Origin of the sequence: Bacillus halotolerans, from assembly GCF_001517105.1 — a bacterium.
In the GTDB taxonomy this organism is placed as follows: Bacteria; Bacillota; Bacilli; order Bacillales; family Bacillaceae; genus Bacillus; species Bacillus halotolerans.
The window spans coordinates 711756-729978 of the sequence record NZ_LPVF01000008.1 but is presented as its reverse complement, the minus strand read 5'-3'; the positions used below and the strand labels follow the sequence as shown (position 1 = coordinate 729978).

Genomic DNA, 18223 nt, shown 5'->3' with positions numbered 1-18223 from the left:
ATAGAGAAATGATTATGTATATCATTATGGGGGTTTTCACGACAATCGTGAATATCGCCAGTTTTTATATATTGGTAGAGATCATGAATGTGGATTATAAAGCTGCAACAGTTGCCGCTTGGATTTTGTCTGTTCTGTTTGCTTACATAACAAATAAAGTATATGTGTTTCAGCAGAAGACAGATGACCTGCAAAGCCTGCTGAAAGAGCTCACTGCCTTTTTCAGCGTTCGGGTGCTGTCTCTCGGCATAGACCTTGGCATGATGATCATCCTTGTCGGACAGTTCCATACAAATGAAACGCTGGCCAAAATACTCGACAATGCGGTGATTGTTGTCGTCAACTATGCCGCAAGCAAATGGCTCGTCTTTAAAAAGACAAAAGAAGAAGGGGTATGACGAGGGCGGCAGCATATGATCTTCCGTTTTCGTTACAGAAAGACCGGGAAACAAAAAATAAAAACCATGAAAGGTGATGCACATGCGGGAAGAATTGAAGGGGATATTTGCAAGTGTATTCGGAGAGAAAGAGGGATTACGGTTTTTTTTCGCACCGGGAAGAGTGAATCTGATTGGAGAACATACGGATTATAACGGCGGGCACGTGTTTCCGTGCGCGCTGACCATGGGTACATATGCTGCTGTTGCAGAAAGAAAAGACGGGCTGGTCAGACTGTATTCGGACAACTTTCAGGAAGCCGGCATAAAGGAATGCAGTCTTGACGGCATCCGTTATCAAAAAGAAGATGACTGGGCCAATTATCCGAAAGGCGTCATATATGAATTTCAGCAAAGGGGTTATTCGATTCCGCATGGCTTTGACATCGTGTTTTCAGGGAATATTCCAAACGGGGCAGGGCTTTCATCTTCCGCTTCCATTGAGCTGCTGATGGCGGTCGTGCTCCAAAGCTATTTTCATCCTCAACTCGATGCGCTGGAGCTTGTCAAAATGGCACAGCATGCGGAAAACACATTTATCGGTGTCAATTGCGGAATTATGGATCAATTCGCAATCGGAATGGGGAAAGAACATCATGCGATGCTCCTGAACTGCGATACACTGGACTATGAATATAGCAAACTCGATGTCTCCGGGCTTGCGCTGGTTATTGCGAATACGAACAAAAAAAGGACATTGGCGGACTCAAGCTATAATGCGAGACGCCAAGAGTGTAGCGACGCATTGCTGGATCTGCAAAAGGATCTTGACATTACATCACTTGGCGACATCAAGCCTTCTGACTTCGACGCCCACTCTGGCCTGATCCAAAATGAAACGAACAGACGCCGCGCAAAGCATGCCGTATATGAAAACCACCGCGCCATCAAGACAGCCGACATGTTTAAAGAAAACAATATTCACGAAATTGGGCGTTTAATGAAGGAATCCCACCTTTCATTGAAGGATGATTATGAGGTGACATGCCCGGAACTTGATGAACTCGTATTTGCAGCGTGGGAGCAAGAAGGAGTGATCGGCTCAAGAATGACGGGAGCGGGTTTCGGCGGCTGCACGATCAGTATTGTAAAGGATGAATTTGTTGATGACTTTATCCAAAAGGTTGGAGACAAATATCAAGAAAAAACAGGACTGAAAGCGGATTTTTATGTCGCTGATATTGGTGAAGGAGCGAGAGAACTAAAGGGGGAGTGACACATGAGCATTTTTGAACATCTGGAACAGCTGATAGAGTATGGGCTGGAACGAAAACTGATATCGATTTGGGATCAGGAATACACGAGAAACCGACTTTATGAAGCGCTGGACATCAAACATCCCCAGCCAGTCTCAAGCACACTCATTAAGCAGAGCCAGCGTCTTCCTGACTTGCTTTCTCCCATTTACAAGTGGGCGGCAGAAGCCGGCCGTATAGAAGCAAATACAGACACCTATCGAGATTTGCTCAGTGCAAAGCTGATGGGCTGTTTTGTCCCGCCTCCGTCTGAGGTCATCCGCAAGTTTGAAGAGACAAAGGCGTTATACGGACCGAAACAGGCGACAAAAGAGTTTTATCAGTATGCAGAGGATGTCTATTATATTAGGTCTGACAGAATCGCCAAAAACGTTCATTGGACGGTGCCGACCGAATATGGCGAGCTGGAAATGACAATTAACCTGTCAAAGCCTGAAAAGGACCCGAAGGCGATTGCGGCAGCCAAAGAACAGACGCAGACGAATTATCCGCCGTGTGTGCTTTGTAAGGAAAATGTCGGCTTTGAGGGAAGTGCGAACCATCCGGCCCGGCAGAATCACAGAATGATTCCTGTTATTCTCAAAGACGAGCAATGGTATATGCAGTTCTCGCCATACGTGTATTATCCGGAGCATTGCATCGTTTTAAAGGGTGAGCATGAACCGATGGAAATCAGCAAAAAGACATTTGAAAGACTGCTCTCATTCCTCGGGCAATATCCGCATTATTTTATCGGATCAAACGCAGACCTGCCGATTGTCGGCGGCAGCATCCTAAGCCATGACCATTTCCAAGGCGGGGCGCACGATTTTCCGATGGCGCGTGCAGAAGCGGAAGATGTATATGAATTAAATGATCATCCAGGCGTGTCGCTGGGCTTAGTGAAGTGGCCGATGTCTGTGCTCAGGCTTCAGGGAGACGATCCGCATATTGTCGCTGACGCAGCGGACCATATATTCCGTGCATGGCAGCAATATTCAGATGAAAAAGCCGGAATAGCCGCCTTCACAGGGGATACGCCGCATAATACGGTCACACCGATTGCAAGACGCAGGGGAGGCTCATATGAACTCGACATCGTGCTGAGAAACAATCGGACGGATGAGGAGCATCCATTAGGAATCTTCCATCCTCATCAGGAGGTTCATCATATTAAAAAAGAAAATATCGGCCTGATTGAGGTTATGGGCTTAGCGATATTGCCGGGCCGTTTACAGGAAGAAATGAAGGCAACGGCAGCGTCCCTGTGCTCTGCTGATCCGAAAACAGCATTAGAAGAAAATGAGCTGACGGCTAAACATAAGGATTGGGCTCTTCGTCTGATGGAAAGAAGAACCATAACAAAAGGGAATGCGGAACAGGTTATAAAAGAAGAGCTTGGTCATGTATTCGCATGCATTCTTGAACATGCCGGCGTATTTAAACAGACACCCGAAGGAAAACAGGCCTTCAACAGGTTTATCCATTGTTTAGGCGTCAAACAAGTAAAAAGCCTCAACCGTTAAGGGAGAGGCTTTTTGCTATTGAAAAAAGAGCCCAAAACGTGACGCTTTGGGCTCTGTCGCTCTTATCCTCTTTTTCTTGCTAAGAGGCTTACTAGAAATACAACAATGGCTGAACCGATAATCGCCGGGATAATGGCAAATCCGGCAAGGTGCGGTCCCCATGTTCCAAGCAGCCCGTGGCCGATCCAGGCACCGATAAGACCTGCGATCATCGACCCGATAATTCCTCCGGGCATATCTCCTTTTACAAACAGGCTGCCAACCCATCCGATAATAATAGCGACGATAAGTGAAATTATGAAACTCATCATGCAACACATCCTATTTTAAATTTATTTGCTTATATCATTCCTCCTTTTTGTATAAGATAAACAATTGAATGTGCTAATAAAAAAGCGGGATCAGTTCAGAGCATATCGCCGCTCTATTCAGCCTTTTCTTTCAATATTGGTTGCGTTAAAATGGTAATCGTGTGAAAAGATGCTAGGCAAGGAAAAATTAATTCCCTTGTAGAAAGTTTAACAAAATGAAATTTTTGATTGACCTTGGTTTTTTATTGTGGTAAACCTTTATTTGTCAGTAGAATTAGTTCTTCATCATCTTTCTTTACTTATATGCGGAAATAACTAGAAACTTTTCATCTTAAGCGATAGATATGAATAAAGTTGGAGCAATTTTTGTCGATTTTATGACATTTAAGCGAAAATGGGCTGAAGTTTATAAAAAAATAAAGCTAATAAGTGAAGTTTTTGATAGCATAACAAAGTAGAGAAAAGATTTTGAGGAAGTATGCACTTCAGATTTATTACATCAATAGGAAGGATGGTGATCTTCTTGTTCAGAGCAATAAAACCGTTACTTGTATTAGCGCTGTTAACTGTGGTTTTCGTCCTTGGGGGATGCAGCAATGCCTCAGTACTAGATCCGAAAGGGCCTGTGGCTGATCAGCAAAGTGATTTAATCCTGTTATCTATCGGATTTATGCTGTTTATCGTCGGGGTCGTCTTTGTTCTATTTACCATTATTTTAGTAAAATACCGCGACCGTAAAGGCAAAGATAATGGATCTTATAACCCAGAAATTCACGGTAACACGTTCTTAGAAGTAGTCTGGACAGTGATCCCAATTTTAATCGTCATCGCACTTTCTGTGCCAACCGTACAGACGATATATTCGTTAGAAAAAGCTCCTGAAGCAACAAAGGATAAAGAGCCTCTTGTTGTTTACGCTACTTCGGTAGACTGGAAATGGGTATTCAGCTACCCTGAACAGGATATTGAAACGGTCAACTACTTAAACATTCCTGTCGACCGCCCAATCTTGTTTAAAATCTCATCTGCAGATTCAATGGCATCGCTATGGATTCCTCAGCTTGGAGGACAAAAATACGCGATGGCAGGAATGCTGATGGATCAATACTTACAGGCTGATGAAGTGGGAACTTATGAAGGCCGCAACGCGAACTTCACAGGCGAACATTTTGCCGACCAAGAGTTTGATGTGAATGCTGTAACAGAAAAAGACTTTAACAGCTGGGTGAAAAAGACTCAAAATGAGGCTCCTAAGCTGACAAAAGAGAAGTATGATCAATTGATGCTTCCTGAAAATGTGGACGAATTAACGTTCTCTTCTACTCACTTAAAATACGTTGATCACGGACAAGACGCAGAATACGCGATGGAGGCCCGCAAACGCCTTGGCTATCAAGCCGTTTCACCGCACTCTAAAACAGATCCGTTTGAAAACGTAAAGGAAAATGAATTTAAGAAGTCTGATGATACAGAAGAATGATATTGATCAGGAAAGGAGGAAGCCCGCATGAAATTTAAATGGGATGAATTTTTTGTAACAGGTGACCCATTAATTCTGGGCGCACAAGTTTCCATTGCACTATCTACCATCGCCATCATTGTTGTACTTACCTACTTCAAGAAATGGAAATGGCTCTGGTCTGAATGGATAACAACTGTTGACCACAAAAAACTCGGAATCATGTATATTATCTCTGCTGTAATTATGTTATTCCGCGGCGGTGTCGACGGTTTGATGATGCGTGCCCAGCTAGCGCTTCCGAATAACAGTTTTTTAGACTCAAACCACTATAATGAAATTTTTACGACTCACGGTACGATCATGATTATCTTCATGGCGATGCCGTTTTTAATCGGTCTTATTAACGTTGTTGTACCTCTTCAAATCGGTGCTCGCGACGTTGCATTTCCTTACTTGAACAACCTGAGCTTCTGGACGTTCTTCGTAGGGGCTATGCTTTTCAATATTTCTTTCGTTATCGGAGGTTCTCCGAACGCAGGCTGGACAAGTTATATGCCGCTTGCAAGTAACGACATGAGCCCTGGGCCGGGTGAGAACTACTACCTCCTCGGACTTCAGATTGCCGGTATCGGTACCCTGATGACAGGGATCAACTTTATGGTCACAATCTTAAAAATGAGAACAAAAGGCATGACACTGATGCGTATGCCAATGTTCACTTGGACAACACTGATCACAATGGTTATTATCGTGTTTGCTTTCCCTGTGCTTACAGTAGCTTTAGCACTATTATCATTTGATCGTTTGTTCGGCGCTCACTTTTTCACACTGGAAGCAGGCGGTATGCCGATGCTTTGGGCCAACCTGTTCTGGATTTGGGGACATCCTGAAGTATATATCGTTATTCTTCCGGCGTTCGGTATTTTCTCAGAAATTATCTCAAGCTTTGCAAGAAAACAACTGTTTGGTTACAAAGCGATGGTCGGTTCTATTATCGCCATCTCCGTATTGAGTTTCTTAGTTTGGACTCACCACTTCTTCACAATGGGGAACAGTGCGTCCGTTAACTCATTCTTCTCAATTACGACAATGGCAATCTCGATTCCGACCGGGGTTAAAATCTTTAACTGGCTCTTTACCATGTATAAAGGCCGAATCAGCTTTACAACGCCTATGCTGTGGGCGCTTGCGTTCATTCCTAACTTCGTTATCGGCGGGGTTACAGGGGTTATGCTTGCGATGGCAGCAGCGGATTATCAATACCATAATACGTACTTCCTGGTATCTCACTTCCACTACGTGCTGATCGCGGGTACTGTATTTGCTTGTTTCGCAGGATTTATTTTCTGGTATCCAAAAATGTTCGGCCACAAACTGAACGAAAAAATCGGAAAATGGTTCTTCTGGATCTTTATGATCGGGTTCAATATTTGTTTCTTCCCGCAATATTTCTTGGGGCTTCAAGGCATGCCTCGCCGTATTTACACATACGGACCGAATGACGGCTGGACAACATTGAACTTTATCTCAACAGTCGGAGCTTTCATGATGGGTGTAGGATTCTTAATCCTTTGCTATAACATCTACTACAGCTTCCGTTACTCTACGCGTGAAATCAGCGGAGATTCATGGGGTGTGGGACGTACGCTTGATTGGGCGACTTCATCTGCGATTCCGCCGCACTACAACTTTGCGGTGCTTCCTGAAGTCAAGTCTCAAGATGCATTCCTGCATATGAAGGAAGAAAAAACTGAATTATACCCTGAAAGCAAATTCAAGAAAATCCATATGCCAAGCAACTCAGGCAGACCGTTCTTTATGTCTGTTGCCTTCGGTATCGCCGGCTTTGGACTTGTCTTTGAATGGTACTGGATGGGCGTAGTCGGATTGATCGGAGTCCTGCTCTGCATGGTTCTGCGTTCATTCGAATACGACAATGGCTACTACGTTAGTGTTGATGAAATAAAAGAGACGGAAAGAAAGATTTCCGAATAAGGAGGCGTGAGTTATGGAACATGCAGAACACGGCAATTCTAACGCGCCTATGGAATATCAATCTGAAACCGGCAGACTTAATATTCTCGGGTTTTGGATCTTTTTAGGGGCAGAAATTGTGTTGTTCTCAACACTATTTGCAACCTTCTTCGTTCTTCAAAACAGAACAGCAGGAGGTGTCTTACCGGACGAACTGTTTGAAGTGAATCTGGTAATGATTATGACGTTCTTGCTGCTTATCAGCAGCTTTACCTGCGGGATCGCTGTTCATGAAATGCGCCGCGGAAGTTTAAAAGGCGTAGTCATTTGGACAATTATTACTCTTCTTCTCGGCGCCGGCTTCGTCGGTTGTGAGATCAACGAGTTTGTCCACTATGTACATGAAGGAGCATCTCTCGGTACAAGTGCGTTCTGGTCTGGATTCTTTGTTTTACTAGGAACTCACGGAACTCACGTAACAATCGGTATTTTCTGGATTACAGGAATTCTGATTCAGTTGAAGAAACGCGGCTTAACTCCGCAAACTTCATCTAAAATCTTTATCTCAAGCTTGTACTGGCACTTCTTAGATGTTGTATGGATTTTCATCTTTACAGGTGTCTATCTCATGGGATTGGGGGGTCTGTAAAATGGCAAACAAATCTGCTGAACACAGTCACTTTCCATGGAAGCACATTGTAGGTTTTGCACTGTCTATTGTTTTGACCCTGCTGGCTCTATGGGTTGCAGTGTATACTGACTTGAGCTCATCAGCAAAACTTTGGATCATTTTCGGCTTCGCCTTCATTCAGGCGGCGCTCCAGCTTCTCATGTTCATGCATATGACAGAGAGCGAAAACGGCAGTATCCAAGTCGGAAACACGCTGTTCGGATTCTTCGGCGCGATCGTTATCGTGCTTGGATCCATCTGGATTTTCGCGGCTCACTATCATCACGGTGACCACATGGACGGAAATCCTCCTGGAGGCGCTGAACACTCAGAGCACTCAGGCCACAACGAATAAGCAAAAACCCTCTTCGTTAGAAGAGGGTTTTTTGCTGTTTCAGCTGCTGCTTCGCTTTCTGCGAAGGTAAGGAAGGCCATAAATGATAAAGGCCGCGATATGAGCGACAATGACGTTGACGGCAAACAGGATAATCATGAGAGTGTGTCCGAGTGGAGAAAGGCTTTCTGTTGCGTAAAAGAAGAAGAATACCCACATTAAAATAATTGGCGGAATAGCAGAGAGTGCGACTTTTTTGTTATCGAGCCAAATAAAGAGGGGAGTAGCACTGGCAACCAATAAATAAGCAAAAAACATGTCCATCATACCCGTCTCCTTTCATTTTGTGACAGCGTTTACAAAAATGAAGTAGAGGAAATGAATTGTGTCTGTTTTATGGTTGTTTTGTGAACATTTTGTTACAATTATTATACCATGTTTTCCAGAAATTGATACGTGATTTCGTAAAAATGTGTTAGAACTATCGTCTTATTTTTAAAGGTTCGTATGATAGGAGAATGTACGGAGCTTTCTTTTTAAAACAGGGGGGATGTAGATGTATGATGTAATAAAGCTTGAAAGAGAAGACTGGAGAGAAGTGATTCGCATGTCTGAATATGCTTTTCAGAAAGAACTCAGTGATGAGGAACGAGAAGAGAAAGTAAAAGCTTTAGAGAACCATTACATCATCGGAATCAAAGAACAAGAGAAGCTCCTCTCTAAGCTTCACATGGTTCCCTTTTCTGTCATGCTGGAGGAGCAGGAGATAAAGATGGGCGGTATTGCCGGGGTGGCAACCTGGCCTGAAGACAGAAGAAAAGGAACCGTAAAGGAGCTAATCCTAAACGCTTTATCGATCATGAAGAAAGAAAACCAAACCATCAGTTTTTTGCATCCATTCCTGATCTCTTTTTATCGCAAGTTTGGCTGGGAGCTCTGTTTCTATCAAAAACGTCTGACCTATCTTAAAGGACAGCTGCAAAAGCTAGACGACGCCCCAGGGTACATGAGAAGGATTCAAAAAGATGAAACAGATACAGTGAATGCCATCTACAATCAATACAGAAAAACGCACAATGGGTTGTTGAAGCGTTCAAAGGAGCATTGGAAAGAGAAGATCCATGGAATGAAGGCTGTGTATATCTCTGGAGAGGGAGTACCCTGTGGATATCTTGTGTATGACATCAAAAACAAAACGATGCGAGTAGTGGAATTTGTCTATTTGAACAGAGAAGCACAGAGAGGTTTGTGGAATTTTATTTGCCAGCATGATTCGATGGTGAATGAAGTGGAATTGACTGTACGAATGGAAGAAGAGCTTGATTTTTTAACCGCCGAACCCCGGATCAAACAAGAGATATATCCTTACAGTATGGCGCGCATCGTTGATGTTGAAGGTTTTTTGCGGGAGTATCCAAAATCTCGGTTAACCGCACCCTTTGACTTTAAGGTAACGGATCAATGGGCCCCGTGGAATCAACAAACCTTCCGCATTGACTCTCAGCGGGTGCAGAATATCCCCGAAGATTCGTCTGGCCATCTAATAGAATGCAACATATCTTCTTTAACCGCCTTCTTCCTCGGCGCACGTAGTGCTCGTTTCCTTTACGAAACAGGCATGATCAAAGGACCATTATCGGAAATTAAAAGGCTTGATGACGTTTTACAGCCAAGGTCTCCATTTCTAATGGATTTCTTTTAACCCCTTTTTACAAAGGGGGTTTTTTCATTTGAAAAGTTTTGTGTCAATCGAAACATTTCGGTTTATGATACGTCATATTTCGTGTAGCTGAAAAAGCGCCGCAAATGCGCGCAAAAAACAAAAAAGGAAACGAGCTTCACGTGTCATCTTGAACGTGGTTCATGTATAATAAACATTAGTGATTTTCCGATGAAAATGTAAGGCGGGATAGAATGAGTCGATATAAGAAACAGCAAAGCCCCTTTTATCAGGGGGATTTGATTTTTATATTTGGTGTGTTTTTTATTATAAGTGTAGTATCAATTTATGCTGCCGGTCAATTTGGGCAGTATGGAAACAAAGATTGGATACAGCAACTTGTGTTTTATCTTTTGGGTGCTATTGCGATCACAGTGCTTTTGTACTTTGATTTAGAACAGCTTGAAAAATTAAGTTTATATATTTTTATCATTGGTATTTTATCTTTGATTATTCTTAAGATCAGTCCTGAGTCCATCGCACCTGTCATTAAAGGCGCAAAAAGTTGGTTTAGGTTTGGGAGAATAACCATACAGCCGTCAGAGTTCATGAAGGTTGGTTTGATTATGATGATTGCGTCAGTCATCGGAAAAGCTAACCCTAAAGGAGTTCGGACGCTTAGAGATGATGTTCACCTTTTATTAAAGATTGCGGGTGTCGCAGTTATCCCTGTTGGTCTTATCCTGATGCAAGATGCTGGGACTGCGGGAATATGTATGTTTATCGTTCTTGTAATGGTTTTTATGTCAGGGATCAATTGGAAACTGATAACAATCATTGCTGGTTCAGGTATCTTACTCATTTCATTAATTTTATTAGTAATGATAAACTTTCCCGACGCTGCTAAATCAGTCGGAATACAGGAGTATCAAATTAAGAGGGTTACTTCTTGGGTTTCTGATTCAAATGACACACAGAATGATGATAGCGGGTGGCAAGTTGATCAAGCTATCATGGCTATAGGTTCTGGTGGTATTTTAGGAAATGGCATTTCTGATTTAAAGGTTTATGTTCCAGAAAGTACAACTGACTTCATCTTCTCTATAATAGGTGAATCCTTTGGATTTTTAGGCTGTGCCTTTGTCGTCATCATGTTCTTCTTCTTAATCTATAGGCTTGTCGTTCTGATTGATAAAATACATCCGTTTAACCGTTTCGCTTCTTTCTTTTGCGTTGGCTATACGGCGTTAATAGTGATTCACACATTCCAGAATATCGGAATGAACATCGGTATTATGCCTGTTACCGGGATTCCGTTGCTGTTTGTCAGCTACGGGGGAAGCTCTACACTTTCCACGCTGATCGGCTTCGGGATTGTGTATAATGCGAGTGTCCAGTTGACGAGATACAGAAGTTATTTGTTTAATTCATAAAATGCAGACAGTCTTTAAAGGGCTGTCTTTTTTGTTTCAGAGCATTTCACTTTTGACTTCACTTTTTTTGGGATATGATAAACAGATAAGGAGGTCCTTGTGATGAACAACACAATTGAAACCATTTTAAACCATCGGTCGATCCGATCTTTTACTGATCAGCTTCTGACAGCTGAGGAAATTGATACATTAGTGAAAAGCGCGCAGGCTGCGCCTACATCCAGCTATGTACAGGCTTATTCGATTATCGGTGTTTCCGATCCTGAGAAAAAACGTGAGCTGTCTGTGCTTGCGGGGAATCAGCCTTATGTAGAAAATAACGGGCACTTTTTTGTGTTTTGTGCGGACTTGTACCGTCATCAAAAACTGGCTGAAGAAAAAGGCGAACATATTTCTGAGCTGCTGGAAAATACGGAAATGTTTATGGTCAGTTTAATTGATGCTGCGCTTGCGGCTCAAAATATGAGCATCGCCGCAGAATCAATGGGGCTTGGCATATGTTATATCGGAGGCATTCGAAATGAACTGGACAAGGTGACAGAGGTGCTGCAAACGCCTGACCATGTGCTCCCGCTTTTTGGCCTGGCTGTAGGACACCCTGCCAACCTATCCGGCAAAAAACCGAGATTGCCGAAGCAGGCTGTATATCATGAAAATACGTATAACGTGAATGACGATGATTTTCGTGAACATATGAGTGCATATGACAAAACCATTTCTGATTATTATAGAGAAAGAACAAACGGTCAGCGGGTAGAAACGTGGTCTGACCAAATTCTGAACTTTATGAAGCAGAAACCGCGTACGTACTTAAATGAATATGTGAAGAAAAAAGGCTTTAATAAGAACTAAATGTGAAACCTCTCCGCTGGCGGAGAGGTTTTTATGTTTCACGTGTAACATATTCCGACAAATAGAGACAAGCTGACACAAATAAATGACGATTGATCGGGGGACACTGATGAACAGTGTGAGCGGCTTAGAAGAAAAAATAATGGATCAGTGATACGATGAGGACGAGGTGGTAGGGATGTTATCATTAAGTATATTAGATCAATCTCCGGTGTCCGAGGGAAGCTCTGCAGAAACGGCATTACGGGAAACTGTTGAGCTTGCTCAGGCGGCTGAGGATCTTGGGTATAAGAGATTTTGGGTTTCAGAGCATCACTTTTCAAAGCGTCTGGCAGGGTCCAGCCCAGAGGTGCTGATCAGCCACATTGCGGCGAAAACGAACCGGATCAGGGTGGGATCAGGAGGTGTCATGCTGCCGCACTACAGTGCCTATAAAGTAGCTGAGAATTTCCGTGTGCTGGAGGGGCTGACACCGGGAAGAATTGATCTCGGCTTAGGCAGAGCGCCGGGAGGAATGCCGATTGCATCTTGGGCGCTGAATGACGGCGGGAAACGCAATGCCGATCAGTACCCGCAGCAAATCAAGGAGCTGACGATGTATTTGCATGATTTGGCGGATGACAGTCACCGGTTTCCTAATTTAACGGCTGCACCGCATATTTCAACTGCGCCTGATGTGTGGCTGCTCGGTTCATCTGGAGAAAGCGCGCTGCTCGCCGCTGAATCGGGTGCCGGCTATATGTTTGCCCATTTTATCAATGGCGAGGGCGGGGAGGATACGGTCAGACAATATATGAGACGATTTAAGCCGTCTGTGTTAGGAGAAACACCTCGGGCGGCAGTTGCTGTTTTTGTTCTATGTGCGGATACAGAAGAGAAAGCGGAGCAGCTGGGGGCAGTGCTTGATTTTACTCTCTTGGCGGGTGAGCAGGGCATTCCTTTAGAAGGCGTTCCTGATTATGAAGCTGTCCGGCAAAATACGTACTCTCCTTATGAACAAAGACGAATAGCTGATAACAGAAACCGAATGATTGTCGGTACGAAAGAACAGGTGAAGGAGCAACTGCTGGCTTTGAGCAAAGCGTATGGAGCAGAAGAAATCATGGCGGTGACAATCACACATCATTTTGAAGATAAACTCCATTCATACCGCTTGTTGAAGGAGGCATTTGCGAATTAATCTGAAAAAGCCCCGCCGATGTTTCTCGGCAGGGCTGCTTTTTATTCAACAGTAAACGGCTCTTCGGTCAGTACCTGGCTTGATTTGCCTTTGTTGGCTGCATAGGCGAGCATATAATATTCACCGGCTGGAAGCTTTGTACCCCCATTGATCGTGCCGTCCCAGTCGAAGTACTGATAGCCTTTATCTTGATGTTTATAAATACCTGCTTGGCCTGCAAAGTCAAGGTTGTTGTCATAGACGAGGAATGCCAGCTCTTCCGCTCCCGCAGGAAGGTAGGTTTCAATTTCATAGGTGCCTTGTTCAGAGCCCTCATTAACTGAGACAGACGTTACCCTCGGGTAATCCGGCTCTTTTACGATCAGCAATGTAGGAACCTTGGCGACGGTTTTTCCGCCTTCTCTAACGATGACTGTTCCTTCATAGGTGCCTGCTTTTGTTTTCTTTGTGTCGACCTTTACTTTTGCAGTGGCTTTTCCGGTTTTATGAGCCGGAATCACAACACGGCTTGTGCCGGATGTGGAAATGCCGCTTCCGTTAAATGAGTATTCTAGCGAGTATGATTTTCTAATGGAAGATTGGTTTTCAATTGTAAAGGTTTCTTTTTTCGTTTCGATTCCTTTTTCCTTCAAAAATGTGCCGTACGAGTAGCTTCCCGGTGTGACGAACGAGTCGGCTTTGATCGCGTTCATAATTCTTGCGCTGCCTGCGCCTTGAGCGTTATGCGGATATACTTCTCCTTCGCCATCCTTTAATGTGACGGCGGTATTCATGATGGCAGCCTTGATCTGTTCAACGCTCCATTTCGGTTTAGCTTGTTTGATGACGGCAACCGCTCCTGCAATATGAGGTGATGCCATGCTTGTTCCTTGTTTTGACCCGTAGCCATATGGATTGTCAGAATCATGTGTCGGAATGGTGCTGACAATATTGACGCCTGGCGCGGAAATATCCGGCTTAATCATCCACGTATCCATCACAGGGCCGCGGGATGAGAAATCGGCAACTTGTTCACCGAGCGCTTTTGAGACCGTCAACTTGAATGTTGCTTTTGTCTCGCCTGCTTTCATGGCGCTGATGAGTTTTTCGCCGTCTTCTAATGATAGCTTAATCGTTGGCACAGACATGCCTGGCACATTGGCTTCAACTTCTCCGGACAGGTTGTTATACACAACCATGCCGATGGCGCCTGCTTTTTTTGCGTTATCTGCTTTATCCACAAAAGCAATGCTGCCCCGTTTGACGAGTGCTACTTTGCCTTTCAGATCTTTTCCTTCAAAGTCCTTTTCTTCGCCTAGGCCAGCGTCGACAAGCTCAACCTCTTTATTGTGAAGCGCCTTGACGTCCTCTTCTTTGTCATAGCCCATGACTTTTGCTGAAGAGTAAGAGCCGAATGAGACGGCGTATTCATTGAGCGGAAGCTGCGTTGCGCCGACAGAAATCGCTTCTCTGGATGTGCCTGGCGATCCCACTGTCCAGCCGTTTGGTCCGCTGTTGCCATTTGATGTAACGGCGACAACGCCTTCTGATATGGCCCAGTCAAGCGCTGTGCTTGTCGCCCAATCCGGATTGTTTAACGAGTTTCCGAGAGACAGGTTCATCACATCTGCTCCGTCCTGAACTGCACGTTCTACACCGGCGATGACGTTTTCTGTTGTGCCGCTTCCTCCCGGTCCGAGAACACGGTAAGCGAGAAGTGTTGCATCAGGCGCTACGCCTTTAATCGTGCCGTTTGCAGCGACAGTTCCGGCCACGTGTGTTCCATGGTCAGTGGCCCCGCCTCTTGGATCGCCTGTCGGTGTTTCTTTCGGATCGTAATCATTGTCTACAAAATCGTATCCTTTATATTGTCCGAAGTTTTTCTTCAGATCAGGGTGATTGTACTCAACCCCTGTATCAATAACAGCCACTTTGACGCCTTTCCCTGTATAGCCTAAATCCCATGCATCATTTGCTCCGATATATGGCGCGCTGTCATCCATTTGCGGAGAGACAGCGTCCTCGGAGATGGTGATGTCTTTCTCCTTGATATTGTCTGTTTTGTAAGTGACGTTCGGGTACACAGCTTTAACGTCGTCTACTGCTAGAAGTTTTGGAATTTCATTAGCCGGAAGTTTCATAGAAAATCCTGAGAATACCTGCTCATATTCTCGTTTTATTTTTCCATTTTTCACCGCTTTCACGGCTTTATTTTTTGCTTTTGAGCGGGCGTTTTTGAGCTTGCTTTTCGTTTGGATTACTCCCGCTTCTTTCGCCTCTGCTAAGGATTTTTCTTTTAATTCCACAATCACCGTTGTTTGTTTGCTTGTTGTCATGTCAATATCACCGAATACCTCGGCCTTTTCCAGGTCCGCCGATCCTTTTGAAGAAACCGGTGCTGCCTGTACACCTGTACTGCCTGTGGATAACGTAAAGAATAAAACCAAACCTAGAAGCAGAAAACGAATAATCCCGTTTTTCAATGTGTTTCCCCCTTTGTGTTTAGAAAAAATGGTGAAGGTCTAGTATATATTTCTTGAAAATTCAAAAAAATCCTTGTGTCATTTGGACCATTTATTGGATTTTGGTTGTGTATAAGGAAGGAGTTATACACAGAACCCTGTGTATAAGTGAATAAAGTTGTGCATATATATAGTTGGGAATGTATGTTCTTATACAAAATATAGTTGGGCTTTGTGGACATGTGGATATCTCTTGTGATTAAGTTGTTCTTATCTTTGGGATAACTTGTGTATAAACTTTTTAAAGCGGTTCTCCAATTTTCATTTCATTTCTTTCAGCTTTCAACAAAACTTCTTAAAACTAGTTTGTTTTTTCACTCATATTGTGACAAAGAATTCTCTTTCCACGGTCTATCATAGAGTCATGAGTTTTGCTAGAGCTGCTAGTTTGCGAGAAAAGAAATCGGCCGTCTTTTCCTGTGAGCTGCGGCTGAAAAAACGGGCTGCTAAAAAGGCTGCCTGCCAAAAGAAGCGGAGGGATGTTTTTTATGAAACGTTTGCTTGTATCTTTACGGGTGTGGATGGTCTTTTTGATGAACTGGGTGGCGCCGGACCGAAAACATGCGGCTGCCGCTATTTATTCGGCTCAGCGTACATATCAAAGAAAAGCGGCGGTGCAAGCCGCAGGACTGGTTTCGTTTTATGAATGGCGGATGGCTGTGAATGACGAGGAAAAACAGAAATCGAAAACCGCCGCTCTCTATAAAAGAAGATGTCTGCAAGCCTTCAAGGAATCGCCAAAGCAGGAGAGGGCCGGCCCGCAGCTTTACATGGCGGTCAAAAGGAGGTAAAATCCCAGTCATAAAAGCTAATTGGCGGGAGAGAGAGCCTCTTGAAAATCTATAAGGTATTAAACAACAATGCGGCTTTAATCAAAGAGGATGATCAGGAAAAAATCGTTATGGGTCCGGGCATCGCTTTTCAAAAAAAGAAAAATGATCTCATCCCTATGAATAAAGTAGAAAAGATTTTTGTCGTGCACGACGAGAATGAAAAGTTTAAACAAATCCTGCAAACACTGCCTGAGGAGCATATTGACATAGCTGAGGATATCATCAGCTATGCGGAAGGGGAGCTCGCGGCGCCGCTGAGCGACCATATTCATATCGCGCTTTCTGACCATTTGTCCTTTGCGATCGAAAGGATTCAAAATGGGCTGCTTGTGCAAAATAAATTATTGCATGAGATAAAGGCGCTCTATAAAAAAGAATACGAGATCGGCCTGTGGGCGATCGGACATGTAAAAGAGACATTGGGCGTGTCTCTGCCTGAAGATGAAGCGGGTTATATTGCCCTTCACATCCATACGGCAAAGATGGATGCAGAGAGTATGTATTCAGCGCTGAAGCATACGACGATGATAAAAGAAATGATAGAGAAAATAGAAAACTACTTTAATCGAAAGGTGGATGAAAACAGCATTTCCTATCAACGCCTTGTCACGCATTTGCGATACGCGGTCAGCCGGTTGGAATCAAATGAAGCGTTTCATGCCATGGACGAAGAGATGCTTTATTTCATCCAAAAAAAGTATTCATTTGCCTATCAATGTGCGCTGGAGCTGGCGGAGTTTCTGAAAAGTGAATATCAATTACATTTGCCGGAGTCCGAGGCCGGCTATATCACGCTGCATGTCCAGCGTCTTCAAGATCTCTCGGAATAACCGCTTTGACTTGCAGGGAGTGATCTCTGGAAGTTTTTTTATTGATCGGCATTCAGCGTGTGATACATCCAGCCCATCATCACAATTCCTGCGGCCAGATTGCCGAGTGTAACAGGGATTAAGTTTCTGACTGCTCCCGCCAGGGTGACTGTATCAGGGTGATCGATCAAAAGTGAGATCGCAAATGTGCACATATTGGCAATGCTGTGTTCAAAACCGGAAATAAAAAAGCAGAAAACGAAAAGCATCATGGCAAACAGCTTTGCCCCTTCTCCTTTGAGAGACATCGGAATGAAAAAAGCGAGACATACAAGCCAATTGCACAGCATTCCTCGGAAAAACAGCTCTGAGGCAGGCGGCTCTATCTTGTGCTCTGCAAGATGAATCAAAAAGGAATGGGATGCCCCCTCAAAAAGCCCGGTTGCACTGATAAGAATCGCAAACAAAACGGCTCCGATCAAATTGCCGGTATAGCTGAAAATCCACAGGTACAGGGTGTCACGCCAGCGGATTTTTTTCCGGAGTGCGGTATAAGTGAAATAAAAGGTGTTGCCGGTGAATAAATCCCCGCCTCCGTAGGCAATTAATACAATAGCAGCTCCAAATGTCACAGCAGCAGCCGGAAAGGCAAACGGTGAGTCGGCAATAGAGAAATAGCTGCCTGTTTTGCTTGCGGCTGTAATGCCAAAACCGATAAACATGCTGGCTAAAATGGATCTGAGCAAATAACGGATTTTGCTTGAAACGAATATGTTTTGTTTTCTTAAAGCATACTGTTCAACCTTTTGCAGTGCTTGAGTTTCCATTGTCTTTTCCTGCTTTCTTTGAGAGATGAGCATAGTATAGCATGATATTGTGAAATGTTTCACAATTAATATTTACGACTTTTTGTCTAAATGTTTTACATCACTTTTTATCTAAAAAAACAGTTGACGAAAACGCTGTCATCAATTATGATGAAAGCGTATTCTTCATTCGAATAAGC

Annotated in this window: 17 protein-coding genes; 13 read left to right on the top strand and 4 right to left on the bottom strand. The window is 43.8% G+C overall.

The window, feature by feature from the left end:
* Positions 1-14: 14 nt before the first annotated feature.
* The 3 genes from AU387_RS06175 (at position 15) to galT (ending at position 3198) form a co-directional block, all read left to right on the top strand.
* Complete coding sequence (locus AU387_RS06175) at positions 15-398, top strand: GtrA family protein (protein ID WP_044159928.1); 384 nt, start codon at positions 15-17, stop codon at positions 396-398.
* A gap of 82 nt (positions 399-480) precedes the next feature.
* A complete protein-coding gene (locus AU387_RS06170) occupies positions 481-1653 on the top strand; it encodes a galactokinase (protein ID WP_044159926.1) in 1173 nt (390 codons plus the stop codon).
* Positions 1654-1656: 3 nt separating this feature from the next.
* The gene (gene galT, locus AU387_RS06165) at positions 1657-3198 is read left to right on the top strand and encodes a UDP-glucose--hexose-1-phosphate uridylyltransferase (RefSeq protein WP_059335198.1); all 1542 of its coding nucleotides are present in this window, start codon (positions 1657-1659) and stop codon (positions 3196-3198) included.
* 62 nt (positions 3199-3260) lie between these two features.
* On the opposite strand, the gene AU387_RS06160 is transcribed toward galT, so the two are convergent.
* On the bottom strand, positions 3261-3506 hold the full coding sequence (locus tag AU387_RS06160; RefSeq protein WP_010332356.1) for a GlsB/YeaQ/YmgE family stress response membrane protein: 246 nt from the start codon (positions 3504-3506) through the stop codon (positions 3261-3263).
* A 517-nt stretch (positions 3507-4023) separates the two neighbouring features.
* Here AU387_RS06160 and qoxA point away from each other — a divergent pair.
* The 4 genes from qoxA to qoxD are packed head-to-tail and all read left to right on the top strand — an operon-like array spanning position 4024 to position 7970.
* Positions 4024-4989: a cytochrome aa3 quinol oxidase subunit II gene (qoxA, locus tag AU387_RS06155; protein ID WP_081638380.1), complete on the top strand. Its 966-nt coding sequence runs from the start codon at positions 4024-4026 to the stop codon at positions 4987-4989.
* A 27-nt stretch (positions 4990-5016) separates the two neighbouring features.
* Positions 5017-6966, top strand: coding sequence for a cytochrome aa3 quinol oxidase subunit I (gene qoxB / locus AU387_RS06150; RefSeq protein ID WP_010332354.1), 1950 nt, complete (start codon positions 5017-5019; stop codon positions 6964-6966).
* Positions 6967-6979: 13 nt separating this feature from the next.
* Positions 6980-7594 carry a cytochrome aa3 quinol oxidase subunit III gene (gene qoxC, locus AU387_RS06145; RefSeq protein WP_003236031.1) on the top strand — a complete coding sequence of 205 codons (615 nt, stop codon included), beginning with the start codon at positions 6980-6982 and terminating at the stop codon, positions 7592-7594.
* Between the two features lies 1 nt (position 7595).
* The gene (gene qoxD, locus AU387_RS06140) at positions 7596-7970 is read left to right on the top strand and encodes a cytochrome aa3 quinol oxidase subunit IV (protein WP_044159923.1); all 375 of its coding nucleotides are present in this window, start codon (positions 7596-7598) and stop codon (positions 7968-7970) included.
* A gap of 39 nt (positions 7971-8009) precedes the next feature.
* On the opposite strand, the gene ywcE is transcribed toward qoxD, so the two are convergent.
* Positions 8010-8276: a spore morphogenesis/germination protein YwcE gene (gene ywcE / locus AU387_RS06135; RefSeq protein ID WP_081638379.1), complete on the bottom strand. Its 267-nt coding sequence runs from the start codon at positions 8274-8276 to the stop codon at positions 8010-8012.
* 229 nt (positions 8277-8505) lie between these two features.
* On the opposite strand from ywcE, the gene AU387_RS06130 reads away from it, so the two are divergent.
* The 4 genes from AU387_RS06130 to AU387_RS06115 all read left to right on the top strand — a co-directional run bounded on the left by AU387_RS06130 (position 8506) and on the right by AU387_RS06115 (position 13074).
* Positions 8506-9651, top strand: coding sequence for a GNAT family N-acetyltransferase (locus AU387_RS06130; protein ID WP_059335197.1), 1146 nt, complete (start codon positions 8506-8508; stop codon positions 9649-9651).
* A gap of 212 nt (positions 9652-9863) precedes the next feature.
* The gene (rodA, locus tag AU387_RS06125; protein WP_044159921.1) at positions 9864-11042 is read left to right on the top strand and encodes a cell shape-determining peptidoglycan glycosyltransferase RodA; all 1179 of its coding nucleotides are present in this window, start codon (positions 9864-9866) and stop codon (positions 11040-11042) included.
* 102 nt (positions 11043-11144) lie between these two features.
* Entirely contained in the window at positions 11145-11894 is a 750-nt protein-coding gene (gene nfsA / locus AU387_RS06120; protein ID WP_044159920.1) for an oxygen-insensitive NADPH nitroreductase, read from the top strand.
* Positions 11895-12072: 178 nt separating this feature from the next.
* Positions 12073-13074: an LLM class flavin-dependent oxidoreductase gene (locus AU387_RS06115; protein ID WP_059335196.1), complete on the top strand. Its 1002-nt coding sequence runs from the start codon at positions 12073-12075 to the stop codon at positions 13072-13074.
* 41 nt (positions 13075-13115) lie between these two features.
* Here the strand turns inward: AU387_RS06115 and AU387_RS06110 are convergent, their stop codons facing one another.
* A complete protein-coding gene (locus AU387_RS06110; protein WP_059335195.1) occupies positions 13116-15536 on the bottom strand; it encodes a S8 family peptidase in 2421 nt (806 codons plus the stop codon).
* 527 nt (positions 15537-16063) lie between these two features.
* On the opposite strand from AU387_RS06110, the gene AU387_RS06105 reads away from it, so the two are divergent.
* Both AU387_RS06105 and sacT read left to right on the top strand, forming a co-directional pair.
* Positions 16064-16366: a hypothetical protein gene (locus AU387_RS06105; protein WP_059335194.1), complete on the top strand. Its 303-nt coding sequence runs from the start codon at positions 16064-16066 to the stop codon at positions 16364-16366.
* Between the two features lie 41 nt (positions 16367-16407).
* Positions 16408-17238: a sac operon transcriptional antiterminator SacT gene (gene sacT / locus AU387_RS06100; protein ID WP_059335193.1), complete on the top strand. Its 831-nt coding sequence runs from the start codon at positions 16408-16410 to the stop codon at positions 17236-17238.
* Between the two features lie 38 nt (positions 17239-17276).
* On the opposite strand, the gene AU387_RS06095 is transcribed toward sacT, so the two are convergent.
* Entirely contained in the window at positions 17277-18044 is a 768-nt protein-coding gene (locus AU387_RS06095; protein ID WP_044159917.1) for a formate/nitrite transporter family protein, read from the bottom strand.
* Positions 18045-18223: the final 179 nt, after the last annotated feature.

Bases quoted from the DNA above. Each gene is read 5' to 3' on its own strand.
- AU387_RS06175 (WP_044159928.1), top strand. From the start codon at position 15: ATGTATATCATTATGGGGGTTTTCACGACAATCGTGAATATCGCCAGT.
- AU387_RS06170 (WP_044159926.1), top strand. From the start codon at position 481: ATGCGGGAAGAATTGAAGGGGATATTTGCAAGTGTATTCGGAGAGAAA.
- galT (WP_059335198.1), top strand. From the start codon at position 1,657: ATGAGCATTTTTGAACATCTGGAACAGCTGATAGAGTATGGGCTGGAA.
- AU387_RS06160 (WP_010332356.1), bottom strand. From the start codon at position 3,506: ATGAGTTTCATAATTTCACTTATCGTCGCTATTATTATCGGATGGGTT.
- qoxB (WP_010332354.1), top strand. From the start codon at position 5,017: ATGAAATTTAAATGGGATGAATTTTTTGTAACAGGTGACCCATTAATT.
- qoxC (WP_003236031.1), top strand. From the start codon at position 6,980: ATGGAACATGCAGAACACGGCAATTCTAACGCGCCTATGGAATATCAA.
- qoxD (WP_044159923.1), top strand. From the start codon at position 7,596: ATGGCAAACAAATCTGCTGAACACAGTCACTTTCCATGGAAGCACATT.
- ywcE (WP_081638379.1), bottom strand. From the start codon at position 8,276: ATGATGGACATGTTTTTTGCTTATTTATTGGTTGCCAGTGCTACTCCC.
- AU387_RS06130 (WP_059335197.1), top strand. From the start codon at position 8,506: ATGTATGATGTAATAAAGCTTGAAAGAGAAGACTGGAGAGAAGTGATT.
- rodA (WP_044159921.1), top strand. From the start codon at position 9,864: ATGAGTCGATATAAGAAACAGCAAAGCCCCTTTTATCAGGGGGATTTG.
- nfsA (WP_044159920.1), top strand. From the start codon at position 11,145: ATGAACAACACAATTGAAACCATTTTAAACCATCGGTCGATCCGATCT.
- AU387_RS06115 (WP_059335196.1), top strand. From the start codon at position 12,073: ATGTTATCATTAAGTATATTAGATCAATCTCCGGTGTCCGAGGGAAGC.
- AU387_RS06105 (WP_059335194.1), top strand. From the start codon at position 16,064: ATGAAACGTTTGCTTGTATCTTTACGGGTGTGGATGGTCTTTTTGATG.
- AU387_RS06095 (WP_044159917.1), bottom strand. From the start codon at position 18,044: ATGGAAACTCAAGCACTGCAAAAGGTTGAACAGTATGCTTTAAGAAAA.